The sequence below is a fragment of the Aestuariispira ectoiniformans genome (assembly GCF_025136295.1).
GTDB lineage: Bacteria > Pseudomonadota > Alphaproteobacteria > UBA8366 > Aestuariispiraceae > Aestuariispira_A > Aestuariispira_A ectoiniformans.
Window position 1 is genome coordinate 288,373 of record NZ_CP062788.1, and the last position, 13,042, is coordinate 301,414.

Sequence of the window (13,042 nt, forward strand, 5' to 3'; positions counted from 1 at the left end):
TATCAAACTTATGTGCATCAATGGATCGTTAGGATTCGGCATGCTATCGTTCTGGCGACCGGCATGACACAGACGCAAAGCAAAACCGATTGGGGGGCCCGAATGGCGGCACAATTCGATGCCAGATTGAACTCGGAAATAGAGAACCTGCTGCGCTACGTGGAACGCCTCCGCCAGGAAGTCGCCGGTGCCACCAAACCGAACGAAGAGAGGAAAAGTTCCTTCCACAGCATGTCGGAGCAATTGACCGCGATTGCCCAGTCCACCGAGGAGGCCTCCCATGTGATCCTGGAATCCAGCGAAACCATCGCCGGCTATTCCGATCAACTGAACGAAATGGTCGAGGATGAGGCCGCCAAGGAACTCTGTGAGAAAATCGCCAGTGAATCCATGCGCGCCATGGAGGCCTGTAGCTTTCAGGACCTGACCGGGCAGCGCGTGACGCGCATTCTAAGCTCCCTGCGCTTTGTCGAAGACCGCGTCAACGCCATGGTGGAGCTTTGCGGCCAGGAAGCGATCGAGAAAATGAGCCAGGAACTGGCCAATCAGGAGCCGGAACCGGAGGATGTCATCATGCACGGCCCGCAGTCACCGGGCGCATCCATTTCCCAGGACGAGATCGACGCCCTGTTCGATTAGGCCGGATATCCGGAAGAATCAGTAGGGCAGATGCGTGCCGCGGCAGATCGGTTTGCCACGCTGGAAGTCCGCCGCATCCATGGGCTTCTTGCCCGGGCGCTGCAGCTTTTTGATGCGCACGCCACCCTTGCCACAGACTACCGTCAAGTCGTCACCCAGCACAAAGCCCGGCGTACTGCAGCAATCAATACATTCCGCTTCCAGAACCTTGATCCGTTCACCGTCGGCCTCGAACCAGGCACCGGGCCAGGGCGTGAAGGCACGGATTTTCCGGGAGACCACATCCGCCGGTTCGCACCAGCTGATACGCCCCTCGGATTTGTCGAGTTTTTCCGCGTAGGTAACGCCTTCTTCCGGCTGCGGAACCGGTGTGATCGTGCCGTTGGCAAGCCCCTCAAGGGCGGGCACGATCATTCGCGCGCCCATTGCCGACAGATCATCGTGCAACTGTTGGGCGCAGGTCTGGTCGGTGATCGGCAGACTTTCCACCAACAGCATATCGCCGGTATCCAACCCCCGATCCATCTGCATGATGGTGACGCCGGTCTCGCTGTCGCCCGCCAGGATCGCCCGCTGGATCGGGGCGGCCCCGCGCCAGCGCGGCAGCAGAGACGCATGGACATTGACGCAGCCAAGCCGCGGCGCTTCCAGAATCGCCTTCGGCAGGATCAGGCCATAGGCCACCACCACCGCCGCATCGAGATCAAGCGCGGCAAAGGCTTCCTGTTCGGCCTCGCCTTTCAGGCTGGTCGGATAGCGGACTTCAATCCCTGCCTCTTCCGCACGCTTTTGCACCGGGCTGGGGCGCAGTTTCTGCCCCCGGCCTGCCGGGCGTGGCGGTTGGGAATAAACACAGACGACTTCGTGACCGGCTTCCATCAGGGCCTCCAATACCGGTACGGCAAAGTCGGGAGTCCCCATAAAGGCCAGTCGCAATTTTGTCATATGTTTGAGACTTTCTTCTTCTATTCGGCCGCCGCTTTAAGCTTTTGAAGCTTTTTCAGCTTACGCATGATCATACCGCGTTTGACCGTGGAGATATGATCCACGAAAACCACACCATCCAGATGGTCGATCTCATGCTGCACGCAGGTGGCCAGCAGGCCATCGGCCTCAATTTCCCGGGTTTCGTTATTCTCGTCCAGGAAACGGACCTTTACCTGAGCCGGGCGGTCAACTTCCGCATATTGCTCCGGAAAGGACAGGCAACCTTCTTCATAGGTCATCAGTTCTTCCGATTCCCAGATGACTTCCGGGTTTGCCATGCGAAGCGGCTTTGCCTCCTCGTCATCGCGGGAGACATCCATGACCAGAATGCGTTTGGACACACCAACCTGCGGTGCGGCCAGGCCAATGCCGGGCGCATCATACATGGTGTCCAGCATATCGTTCATCAGTTGAACGATTTCCGCATCCACTTTTTCAACCGGTTCCGCCTTTTTCTTCAATACAGGGTTGGGCGCAACCAAAATCGGCAAAACAGCCATAACGTTCCGTCTCTCACTCTGGCAAACGGGTGCAAATCACCTTATCCTGAGGAATAGGTAGGCATTCTGGCGCTTCCCGTCAAGCTGAACACCAGTATACCACATACGTCACTGAAGGGGTTTTCCATGGATCCGGCGACTTACGCACCCATCCTTGTTTTGGGCGCAACCACCATAGTCAGCCTAATACTCGTCGCGGTGCTTCTGATAAAGCGCCGCCAGCCGGTCGTCGACGAGGGCCATATCCGCCAACTGACCGAAGCGGAAACCCAGATTCAGTATCTGGACCAGCGGCTGAAGGAATCCCAGGCCGAAATCCAACAGTTACGCAGCCGGAATGAAGAAACGCAGGGCGAACTTGCGCAGGCCCGTCAGGAAACCGCCCTTGCCCGCCAGCAGGAAGCCGAAACCCGCAAGCGCCTGGCCGATTGGGAAGAATTTCGCAAACAGGCAGAGGCCGCCGCCAAGGCCGCCACGCTCAGTTCCGCCTCCGAGCTTTCCAACAAGCTTCTGGCGGACCATAAACGCGAAAACGACGCCGCCAAGGAAGCCTCTGAAAAGCGCATCCATGAAACCACCAAAAAGCTCAACGAACAGTTCGAGAGCGTGGTGAAATCCGTCGCCGCCCTGGACAGCCAGGTCAAGATGTCCGGCGAGACCATGGACGTGATCCACCGTGCCCTTTCCGCCCCGTCCAGCGCGGGCCATGCGGCGGAAACCGTGCTTGAAAACACATTGAAGGCCTTTGGTCTGACCGAAGGCCGGGACTACAGCCTGCAGCATACGGTGGATGGCGAGGACGGCCGTCGCCTGCGGCCCGACGCGCTGGTCTTCCTGCCGGGCGATTGCGTGCTGGTGATCGATGCCAAGGCCTCCAAGCAATTGCTCGCATTGGCGGAGGCCGAGGAAAGAGGCGAGGACCTGGATGCGGCCTATAACGAGCTGAAATCCAGCATGAACAAACATCTGCGCGACTTGACCACCCGCGACTACAGCAACGCCATCCGCCAGCAGTTCCGCGACCTGCATCACGAGGGCGACCCGAAACAGGTCACCACTTTTATGTTCCTGCCCAACGACGGGGCCGTGGAAAAACTGTTATCCGCCGATCCGCAGATCGCCCAGAAGGCCGCCGCCGGGGACATCATCCTGGGTGGCCCCAGCAGCCTCTGGGCCGCTGTCGGCGTGGCCAGCATGCGCCTGAAATTCGCCAAGCAACAGGAAAACCAGCAACGCATCGTCGAAGAGGTGGAAAAGCTGATCGGGGCAATCGCCACCATGGCCGAAAACGGGGTGCGTGTGGGCAACGGTCTGAAAACCGCGCTGTCTGCCTTTGACAAGATGGCGGGCTCCATCAACGGCAACGTCATGCCCAAGGCGCGGAAGCTGGTCCAGATGGGCGTGCCGCAGCCGTCCAAGGGCCTGAATACCAAATTCCCGCGCCTGACCGTACAGACCGACGCCATCGAGGCGGACACAGAGGTTGTTTCCGAAGATGATGACGCCGATCTGCCGCTCTTGGGCCGTAACGGCGACTAGTCGGGGATATCCGCCGCACCATCGGCGATAACAGCGAAACGGTCCGACAGGGCGGTCAGTTCTGCCTCATGCAGGTCACGGGCGGCGATCACGCCGCCATTGCGTGCCGGCAGGTCACGGGTCGCCGTCGCATCCGCCACAACCGTTGAGCCATACCCCAGGTCCAGCGCCACGCGAACAGTGGCGCTGACGCACATATGGGTCATGAAACCGGCCACGATCAGATTTTTTCGGCCAATGCCCTGCAACACATCCTGCAGGTTGGTATCGGAGAAGGAATTCGGCCTGGGCTTCTGCACCACCGGTTCACCGGGCTTCGGTTCAACATCCACGAGGAAACCGCCGCGTTTGTCCTCAACATCGAACAAGCCGCCGGGTGCGCCCTTATGCTGAACATGCACCACCGGCGTGCCCGCCGCCCGCGCCCGTTCCAGCAGGATTGCGGCCTCTTTGGTCGCCGCCCGCACATCGGGCAGGGGCAGGGCACCGGTTTCATATTCATTCTGCATATCGATCAGCAGCAGGACGGATTCACTCAGGCGATGGGGTTTCGGGTCCACACCGGCCATCTGCAACAGGGTTTTGGGCTGAGCCACGGTTTCACTCCTTCAAGGTCAGAACATGTTCCCGTTCTACGCCTGCCAAATCACCGAATACATCAGGGAAATCGCAACATAGTCCTGCATTTTTGCAGATTTTCACCACGACAGCCTGTTTTCCGCTATACTCCTGAAAGTCTTAAGAAAAAATAATGGGTTTGGACCAGTCGTTCATCGACTTCAGCAGTGGACAGACAGCAGGGGGTTTCCATGAAGCGCTTTTCACTTGCCGCCAAGATCGCAGTATTTTCTGCCTTAACAGTTATCGTGGCCCTGGGCATCGTCATCGGCCATTCGTCCTGGCGCGCCTTCCGCGCCGCACAGGATGCCGGGATTGCGCGGGCACAAAGCGAAGTGGCGCTTGCCGCCGGTGACATGCAGCAATTCATCGACGAGGCAGGCACCGCATCCCTGGCAATGGCAGATGCCATCGGGGCCGCAGGGGATGCGGCACGGCAGAACGGCGGCAAGGTCGACCGCAAGGCGCTGTCCCTGCTTCTTAAACGTCAACTGGAGGCCCGTCCTGACTGGTTCGGCAGTTGGACCGTCCTGCGGCCCAACGCCCTGGACGGGGCCGATGCCGACTATGCGGGCAAACCCGAACATGACAAAAACGGCGTGTTCACCCCCTACTGGATTCGCGACAATGGCGCGATCAAGCAGGATACCAACGACCCGACCTATGATGTGTCGGAAGAATATGAATCCGAATATTTCGCCGCGCCGACCAGCGAAAAGCGGCTGGTTGTGACGGATGTCTATACCGAGGAAATCGGCGACGCCAAGGAACAGGTTGTCATGACCTCGACCGCCGCCCCGATCTATATCGACGGCAAGGTCGTCGGGTCCGCAGGTGTTGACGTTGCGCTGGCCGCCCTGCAGCGGATGGCGGCGGAGACACGCCCGCTGGGCACCGGAAAGGTCTGGCTGATTTCGGAAAGCGGCAGCATCGTCGCCCATCCTGACAAGGCGTTGCTGGGCAAAGGCGTTGCGGAAACCGGTCTGTCACTGGAACAGGCTGCCTCCATTGCCGAAAACGGCCCGGAAACCATCACGGACGATCAGGGAAATGAAAATCTGATTGCGGTAAGTGCGCTGACCTTCTCCGGCGGCAAGGACCGCTGGCTGCTTGCGAGCGCCGTGCCGATGGACTCCGTTCTCGCCGAGGCGACTGCCGCCCGGAACGAAGCCTTGATCATCGGCCTTCTGGTGGTCCTGGCCTCCATTGTTGCCGCCTGGGTTCTGGGCCGTTTCCTCGCCGCCCCCATCCTGCGCCTTGCGGGCACGATGGGTGAATTGAGCAGCGGCAACCTTGAGATCGAAATCCCCTACCGCGATCACAGTAACGAAACGGGCAAGATGGCAGCCGCGCTGGAAGACTTCCGGGCACGTTCACTGGAAGCCAACCGCCTGCAGGAAGAAGCCCGCGCCCATGAGGCCCGCGTATTGGAGGAACGTCAGCAGGCCGCCGCCAAGGTCGCCGATGATTTCGAGGCAGGCGCCGGCGCCGCCGTGACAGGCGTCAGCGATGCGGCATCCACGCTGAAACAGGCAGCCGACCAGATGGCCGATCTGGTTCGCGATACCGTCGCCCGGACCGAAGAGGCCGATCAGGAGGCAGAAAATGCATCCGGCAATGTGGCAACCGTTGCCTCTGCCGCAGATGAACTTCTGGCATCGATCGAGGAGATCGCCGAACAGGTCTCCCGCGCCAGCGAGGTCTCCGGCGAAGCCGCTTCCGAAGCCGGGGCCGCATCGGGCGCAATCCGGGACCTGGCCAGCAAGGCGGAACATATCGGCGAGGTCGTCACCCTGATTCAGGATATTGCGGAACAGACCAACCTGCTGGCCCTGAACGCGACCATCGAATCCGCCCGCGCAGGTGAGGCAGGCAAGGGCTTTGCCGTGGTTGCCACCGAGGTCAAAAGCCTGGCCCAGCAAACGCAGAAGGCAACCGATGACATCAGCGGCCAGGTCACCGAGGTGCAGACCGCCGTCGATGCCGCCGTCAACCGTATAGAGCGCATCGACAATGTTGTCGGGCGGGTGCGTGAGATTTCCAGCGCCATCGCGGCTGCGGTGGAAGAGCAAAGCGCCGCAACGCGCGAAATTGCCAACAGCGCCTCCGAAGCCTCCGGCGGGGTACAGCGTTTTGCCCTAAGCATCAGCGAAGTAACCGACAAGATGGGGGGCGTTCGCAAAACCACCAACAGCGTGGAATCCTCCGTCAGCAGCCTTGAGGAAACGGCGGATCGCCTGCGCCGTAACGTCGCCGACTTCCTGGAGGCCGTGCGCGCCAATTCGCAGAACCGGTCCGGGGGCTGATAACGTCAGATGGATTGGGACGACCTCAAATATGTACTGGCCGTCGCCCGTGGCGGAACCTATTCCGCTGCCGCGACGGCCCTTCAAGTCAATCAGACAACAATTACCCGGCGCATTCAGCAGGCGTCTTCCGGGCTCGCCATACCGTTGTTCGACCGGGTCGACGGCAGGCTGGTCCCGACGGAGGCCTGCCGCACCATTCTGGTCCACGCCGAACATATGGAACGGGAGGTCGCCCAGGCCCTGCATACGGCAGGTGACCTGCAGCTTGCCCCGCGCGGCACCGTCCGGGTCGCAACGGTCGAGGCGTTGATTACGGATATCCTGGGTCCGGCGCTGACCGCCTTCAACGATACCTACCCCGATATCCGGCTTGAGCTGATTGCAGGTCATGACAATCTGAACCTGTCGCGGCGGGAGGCCGATATCGCCCTGCGCCTCAACCGCCCCCAGGGCGGCACGGCGGTCACCCGCAAGCTCTGTGAGCTGGGCTTTGCGCTTTATGAGGCCCGCGCGGGCGCAAGGGAGCAATGGCTGGGCTATGACGAGAGCCTGGACCACCTGCCGGAGGCGCAATGGCTGCGCCGGCAAATGAATGACCAGCCACCGGTCCTGCGTTCCAACAGCGTCAACCTGCTGCAGAAGGCAACCGGTCAGGGCCTTGGCCGCGCCATGCTGGCCTGTGTCCGGGCCGATCAGGACCCGCTATTGACCCGTGTCGAGGCCGGCAAGCCGCCGCAGGTCACCCGGGAAGTCTGGCTGCTTATTCATGAAACTGCCCGCAGGAACCGTGCCGTGCGGGCAGTTGTCGACTGGATTGACGAGACATTCACCAGCCGGAAGGAAGAGATTTCCGGCTAATTTCTATTCTGGCAGAAATTTCTGCAGCAAACTTTCATGTGACGCGATTTCGCTATCCAGGATGGGCAGCAGGGTCTGGCGGGCGTCCGCCCCTGCTGCGGACAGTTCCTTCATCGCATTCCGCGCCAGGGCGTTGGGCTGGCGCTGCTGGAACAACACGGTCTTATATTGATCCACCTTGGAATAGAAACGCCGCACACCGGTGAGGACATCGGGATCGACCTCGAAAGTCCGGGGCGAGTTGCGCATGGTCTGCCAGATCATATCGTCCAGTTTGAAGCTTTCGCGCGGGGCAAAGCGGCTGTCATGCCACAGCATCGGCCCCTGGTCGTAGCTTTCCGCCCAGAACTCCACCTTGGCAATATTATCCGCCACTTCGGCACGCAGGGATTTTTCCAGATAGCTGACCTCAGAGGCGCTCTGGTAGCGGTCGAAATTCACCGCGATTTCAAAGCCTGCAAACCCCGCCAGATAGACCCCGAGAACCGTGGACACCAGGATCACCACCTGCGTGAACCAGAATTCCAGATTGGGTCTGCCGCTGACACTCATGAACCGAAGCGGTGACAGAAATCCGCGCATCTTACTTCCCCTTACTGCCTGTTGCCGTGGTTGTTCTGATACCGCTGGAAGGCTTCCACCAACGGTATTTGGTCACGCACCGGCAGGTTTTCTTCATCAATCATCGCCTTCAGGCGCCGCACCCGTTCCATCGGATGAGGATGGGTGCTCAGATAATCCAGCAGCCCTTCGTCACCGGCACCGCGCCCCAGCTTCTGGAAGACATCCGGCACGCCGCCCGCATGACCGTATTTCGCCATCGCAATCGACAGGCCCCAGTCATCCGCGTCCAGTTCCTGACTGCGCGAATAATCAAGGTCCGCCAGCATTTTGGGCCAACCGGCGATCCAGGTGGTCAGCACCGCGTCATTCTGGAAAAACAAGGCAGACAGGGCGACGCCCACCACTTTGCGGCCCAGGCCCTCCAGATGATCACGTCCGTTGAAATGGCCTATCTCATGACCGATAACCGACAGCAGTTCATTTTCCGTGTCGACCAGGTCCAGCATGCCCGTATGCACCAGAATAACCCCGCCGGGCAGTGCCGCCGCGTTGGGAACATCGTTCTGGACCACATAGACGTCGAAATCATAGGCTGCCGCCGGACCCAATGCTTCCTTCGGCACGGAATTGATCAGGTCGAGGATATAATTTTCCACCGTTGAGCGTTGTGATCGACGGCGAGCGGGATGATCCGTTTCACCGTCGGAAACCTCCGACCAGATGGCGATTTCATCCTCGATGGAAATCTGGTGGGTGGCCCATTCCACCATCAGGCCACTGACGAAATAAATGCCCCAGCAGATCAGGGCAAAAGCCGTGCTGGCCGACACCAGTTCCACCAGCAGGCTTTTGCGTTTGATATTAACCCCGTCATCCGGAAGCAGGATCGGCTGTCCACCCTCGGGCATGCGATTGGTGTAAAGCGCCGTCCCATAGGCCACCATCTCTGTCATGCCTCGCCCGAGGAATGCCGTGGTAAAGCGGATTCCCGTGATATGGGAAGCCTCCTTCGCCTGCACCCGCATGCGCAGCATCGCCTCGCGCTTGGCGCGCACGACCGCCCCTTCATGGGCCGCAACCCGGCCACCGACGAAAATACGCAGCCGTGACAACAGGTTGCGGAACCGGTCTTCACCGATCACGACAGAGCCACTGACCAGCGCGCTGCGCTTCAGGGTCACATCCCCCGGAAAGTCCTCGTCGGTTGTCAGAATCTGGTGCGGCAGCTTCGCTTCGTCGCGCCGCAGACTGCGGCCATGGGCGAATTCCGCCAGCCGTCCGGTGACAAAGGCAATGGCAATCAGCACTGTCAGCAGAATGCCCGGAACAATCAGTTCCTCCATAACCGCAAATCCCCCCGTTTCCGCGTTATTTCACGCGGACAGCAGTGCCATAGGCGAAGATTTCCGCGGCTTTGGCCGCCACATGGGAGGTGGAGAAATGCACGTCGACAACCGCATTGGCCCCCATGGTCCTGGCCTGTTCGGCCATGCGCTCCGCCGCTTCCTCCTGGGCAGTTTCCAGCAATTTGGTATAGGAGCGGACCTCGCCGCCAAACAGATTGCGGAAGGAGGCAAATATATCGAACAGGAAGCTTCGGCTGCGTACGCTGCTGCCAAAAACGATCCCCAGATTTTCTTCGATCTCACGTCCCGGAATATTGGAAACGGTTACAACCTGCAGCCCGCTATAACCTTGTCGGTCCATCGTCATTTTTCCCCACAATTCAATCAAATGCCCGCCCACTTCGCAGGCGCAGCAATCAACACAATCCACCAACCATTTGCAAGTGGTAAAATGATACCGGGGCCACAGTTTCCTGTCGCCCCGGCAAATACTTAACGAGCTTATACTTTAGTTGGTAATACGGACCTTATAAGTCAGCGTCGCCTGCCCCTTTGCGGGAACGGAGACCGACCACACCGCCCGACGCGCATCCTTGCGCACATGTTTGGCGGATTCGTCCAGGATTTCCCAGTCGCCCGGCATCCATTCGACCACGTCAACAGCCGTGCCGACCGGCTTGGCATTGCGCAGGACGATTTCATAGGTGGTTTCAAACTGCGCCGGATCGTCATCAATACGTTCATAGGTCTTCTGATTGCGTTCCGCCGTCACGTCGAAGGCCTCGCCCAGTTGCAGGCGCACCAATTCGCCTTCCGGCGTCGACTGAAGGCTGTCCTCACCCAGCAGGGTCGGCGCACGGCCCTCGTCGTCGCCCACGTTGAAGACGCGGATCAGACCTGCGGGAAGCGGCTGGCCCAGACCGGACTGGTCTTCATTCTTGAAGGTCAAGTTCACGGTCGGATGGCGGCGGGTATCGCCGTCGTTACCATTGCGCACAGGGTAGTTCTGCACGCCGTTTTCCAGCACGAATTTCTTGGTGACGGGAACGGTAACCTGATTCAACAGTGGAATTTTCACCGTTGCGCCATCGGGAATGTCACGCTTGCCCGACAGGTCATAGCGCCAGTAGTCCTGTGTCGCCTCCGGCTGCGGGGCCGGGGCGGCCATTTCCACGTCGGCCGCCATGCTGCGGACCTGTTTCAACTGCGCGCCCATGGGACGGATCGGGCCATGTCCGGCCTTGTTGATCTCGCCAGCGACCACGGTCACCGCCGCATCATTGAAGTCACGCCCGCTGTTGTTCGTCAGCACGATATCCGCAGACAGCATCAGGCTGTTGTTGTCCGGCAGCAGGCGCGCGGTATATCCCGCATTCCAGCTCACCTGTTGGGACAGATAAACCAGATCCGTATTCGCCTGCGTTTTCTTGCCCGCCTTGATACTGGCAACCGCAGAAGACATCATCTCCAGCGGCACCTGATCCGGGGCAAAGACCGCACGGCCCGGCGGGTTGAAGGAAACTTCGTCGCCGAATTGAATAACAGGCTGCGGCGCCATGGCAATCAAACGCCCCTCGCGCCGCGTTTCCGCACCGGTTGCCGGATTGGTGGACGCCCAGGTAACGGTCTGCCCGACAAGGCGTTCCAGAATGTCGTTGTAGGACAGGCGGCGGCCATTCGCCACCAGATCGGTCAGCCAGACGTCATCACCTGTCAGGACAAGGTCGAGACTGTCGGGGATCACGGCATTGCCCAGACCATTCAACAACACGGTCGACTGGCCCGGCGTGAGGGCGAGCGTGCGCTGATCGCGGACCACCCCCAGATTATTCTGATAAACCGTGATCGCCAGCGCGTTCTGGTTTGCATTCATCAGCGCGACCGAACCCGTTTCCCCCCAGGCCGTCGACGCCAGAAGACCGAGACCTACGCCTGCAACGATACTCAGTTTTCCGGTCATGATGTCCTCCGCATTGATTAATCGGCTAACAATTCCATTGCCGTCAGGAAATTCACCAGCATCAGCGGTGCCTCCGGCAAGGGCTTGTAATTCTTCATATATTCAGGATGCGACCCGCGCCAGCTACAGGCGAAAATCTCGTGGTCGGCTTCCGGATGGAATTGCACGGAAACCCAGTTCCCGCCGTAGTCGAGCGCCATGGCCGGCATTTCCGGTCGGACTGCCAGGACACGGGCGCCTTCCGGCGCGGCTTTCACATGCTCGAAATTTCCAAAATGGAAATAAGGCTGGCCGTTCAGACCATCGAACAGAAAATGATCGCGTCCATCGTCGGTCACATCGACCGGCAGGCTGGCCGCCATCGGATCACCGCCCAGGGGACCGACGTTGGCCCCCAGGATCGTTGCCATTTGCTGATGACCGCCGCAAATCCCCATCAGGGGTTTGGCCGTTTCGCGATAGGCCGTCAGCCAGGCCTGCAGATTTCTCTGCCAGGGCAGGTCCTCATCAACCATATGATAGCTGCCGCCGAGGAAAACACCGTCCACGTCGTCAAATTCCGGCAGGCTGTCGCCCCGCGTGACGTGACAGCCGCGAAAGTCGATCCGGTCCAGCACACCAACGCGGTCCAGCATCAGGGAGAACCAGTGAACCTCGTCCTCACCGCCCGGTGCATCCGCATAAACGGCGGGGTCAATCCGCCCCGGTTCCGCCATCTGTGAAATGAAATAAACGCGTTTACGATCGCTCATGCCCATTACCCATCCAGGGATTGCCTGGATTTCAAGGCGGCGCTCAACGTGCCGTCATCCAGGTAATCCAACTCGCCCCCCACAGGCACGCCATGCGCCAGCCGCGAGACCCGGACCCCGCTATCGGCCAGCCTTTCGGTCACATAATGTGCCGTGGTCTGCCCGTCGACGGTCAGGTTCGTCGCCAGGATCACTTCCTTGACCGGGCAATCCGGCCCGACGCGATCCACCAGCGATGCAATATTCAGATCTTCCGGACCAACCCCGTCCAGCGCCGACAGAACGCCACCCAGAACGTGGTAGCGCCCCTTGAAGGAACCGGTCCGTTCCAACGCCCAGAGGTCGCCCACCTGTTCGACCACGCAAATCATCGTTTCGTCACGGCGCGGGTCTTCACAGATTTTGCACGGGTCCTGCGTGTCGATATTGCCGCAGGTACTGCATTCACGAATGCTGTCGGCGGCACGATGCAGGGCATCGGCCAGAGGCCTCATCAGGCTCTCGCGTTTCTGCACCATCTGCAAGGCTGCCCGGCGCGCGGAACGCGGCCCCAGCCCCGGCAAACGCGCCAGCAGTTGGATCAGTTGGTCGATCTCATTCATATTGTCAGTAAAATCAGAGAATTATGGCGCATCTAAGGCGTCAAAACGGCATCTTGAAGCCGGGCGGCAATTGCAGGCCACCCATCATTTCCTGGGTCTTTTCCTGAACGAAGGTATCCACCTTGGTCTTGGCGTCACGATGGGCCGCAACCAGAAGATCCTGCAGCACTTCTTTTTCATCCGCGCTCAGCAGGCTGGGATCAATGGTCACATCCTGCAGGTCGCCTTTGCCGTTCATAGTGACCGAAACAAGACCGCCACCGGCCGTACCGGTCTGGCTTTCTTCCTTCAGCTTTTCCTGCATTTCCTGCATGCGGCCCTGCATTTCCTGGGCCTGCTTCATCATCTGGCCGATATTTTTCAGCATA

General features: G+C 59.8%; 14 protein-coding genes. 4 read left to right on the forward strand and 10 right to left on the reverse strand.

The features are described 5' to 3' along the window. The first annotated feature begins 102 nt into the window (after positions 1–102). Positions 103–639, forward strand: a complete 537-nt coding sequence (locus IF205_RS01340) for a hypothetical protein (RefSeq protein WP_259781490.1) — start codon at positions 103–105, stop codon at positions 637–639. Between the two features lie 18 nt (positions 640–657). Here IF205_RS01340 and fmt read toward each other — a convergent pair whose 3' ends face one another. Next, entirely contained in the window at positions 658–1,584 is a 927-nt protein-coding gene (fmt, locus tag IF205_RS01345; protein ID WP_259781491.1) for a methionyl-tRNA formyltransferase, read from the reverse strand. A gap of 20 nt (positions 1,585–1,604) precedes the next feature. After that, positions 1,605–2,126 (reverse strand): peptide deformylase, encoded by a 522-nt coding sequence (gene def, locus IF205_RS01350; RefSeq protein ID WP_259781492.1) that lies wholly within the window; start codon positions 2,124–2,126, stop codon positions 1,605–1,607. A 126-nt stretch (positions 2,127–2,252) separates the two neighbouring features. On the opposite strand from def, the gene IF205_RS01355 reads away from it, so the two are divergent. Beyond that, the gene (locus tag IF205_RS01355; protein ID WP_259781493.1) at positions 2,253–3,665 is read left to right on the forward strand and encodes a DNA recombination protein RmuC; all 1,413 of its coding nucleotides are present in this window, start codon (positions 2,253–2,255) and stop codon (positions 3,663–3,665) included. On the opposite strand, the gene IF205_RS01360 is transcribed toward IF205_RS01355, so the two are convergent. After that, positions 3,662–4,261: a cysteine hydrolase family protein gene (locus IF205_RS01360; protein WP_259781494.1), complete on the reverse strand. Its 600-nt coding sequence runs from the start codon at positions 4,259–4,261 to the stop codon at positions 3,662–3,664. The two genes, IF205_RS01355 and IF205_RS01360, sit on opposite strands and share 4 nt — an antisense overlap. A 213-nt stretch (positions 4,262–4,474) precedes the next feature. Here IF205_RS01360 and IF205_RS01365 point away from each other — a divergent pair, with 213 nt between their 5' ends. Together IF205_RS01365 and IF205_RS01370 are read left to right on the forward strand one after the other, a co-directional pair. Then, the gene (locus IF205_RS01365; protein WP_259781495.1) at positions 4,475–6,589 is read left to right on the forward strand and encodes a methyl-accepting chemotaxis protein; all 2,115 of its coding nucleotides are present in this window, start codon (positions 4,475–4,477) and stop codon (positions 6,587–6,589) included. A 9-nt stretch (positions 6,590–6,598) separates the two neighbouring features. Then, complete coding sequence (locus IF205_RS01370; protein ID WP_259781496.1) at positions 6,599–7,450, forward strand: LysR family transcriptional regulator; 852 nt, start codon at positions 6,599–6,601, stop codon at positions 7,448–7,450. 3 nt (positions 7,451–7,453) lie between these two features. On the opposite strand, the gene IF205_RS01375 is transcribed toward IF205_RS01370, so the two are convergent. The 7 genes from IF205_RS01375 to IF205_RS01405 form a co-directional block, all read right to left on the reverse strand. Further along, on the reverse strand, positions 7,454–8,032 hold the full coding sequence (locus tag IF205_RS01375; protein ID WP_259781497.1) for a hypothetical protein: 579 nt from the start codon (positions 8,030–8,032) through the stop codon (positions 7,454–7,456). A gap of 11 nt (positions 8,033–8,043) precedes the next feature. Beyond that, positions 8,044–9,357 carry a M48 family metallopeptidase gene (locus IF205_RS01380; protein WP_259781498.1) on the reverse strand — a complete coding sequence of 438 codons (1,314 nt, stop codon included), beginning with the start codon at positions 9,355–9,357 and terminating at the stop codon, positions 8,044–8,046. Positions 9,358–9,382: 25 nt separating this feature from the next. Then, positions 9,383–9,721 (reverse strand): YbjQ family protein, encoded by a 339-nt coding sequence (locus tag IF205_RS01385; protein WP_259781499.1) that lies wholly within the window; start codon positions 9,719–9,721, stop codon positions 9,383–9,385. 147 nt (positions 9,722–9,868) lie between these two features. Further along, the gene (locus IF205_RS01390) at positions 9,869–11,320 is read right to left on the reverse strand and encodes a DUF4139 domain-containing protein (RefSeq protein WP_259781500.1); all 1,452 of its coding nucleotides are present in this window, start codon (positions 11,318–11,320) and stop codon (positions 9,869–9,871) included. 17 nt (positions 11,321–11,337) lie between these two features. Beyond that, positions 11,338–12,072 carry a type 1 glutamine amidotransferase gene (locus IF205_RS01395; RefSeq protein WP_259781501.1) on the reverse strand — a complete coding sequence of 245 codons (735 nt, stop codon included), beginning with the start codon at positions 12,070–12,072 and terminating at the stop codon, positions 11,338–11,340. Positions 12,073–12,077: 5 nt separating this feature from the next. Next, positions 12,078–12,674: a recombination mediator RecR gene (gene recR, locus IF205_RS01400; protein ID WP_259781502.1), complete on the reverse strand. Its 597-nt coding sequence runs from the start codon at positions 12,672–12,674 to the stop codon at positions 12,078–12,080. A 40-nt stretch (positions 12,675–12,714) separates the two neighbouring features. Then, the gene (locus IF205_RS01405) at positions 12,715–13,038 is read right to left on the reverse strand and encodes a YbaB/EbfC family nucleoid-associated protein (protein WP_259783335.1); all 324 of its coding nucleotides are present in this window, start codon (positions 13,036–13,038) and stop codon (positions 12,715–12,717) included. Between the last annotated feature and the right edge of the window lie 4 nt (positions 13,039–13,042).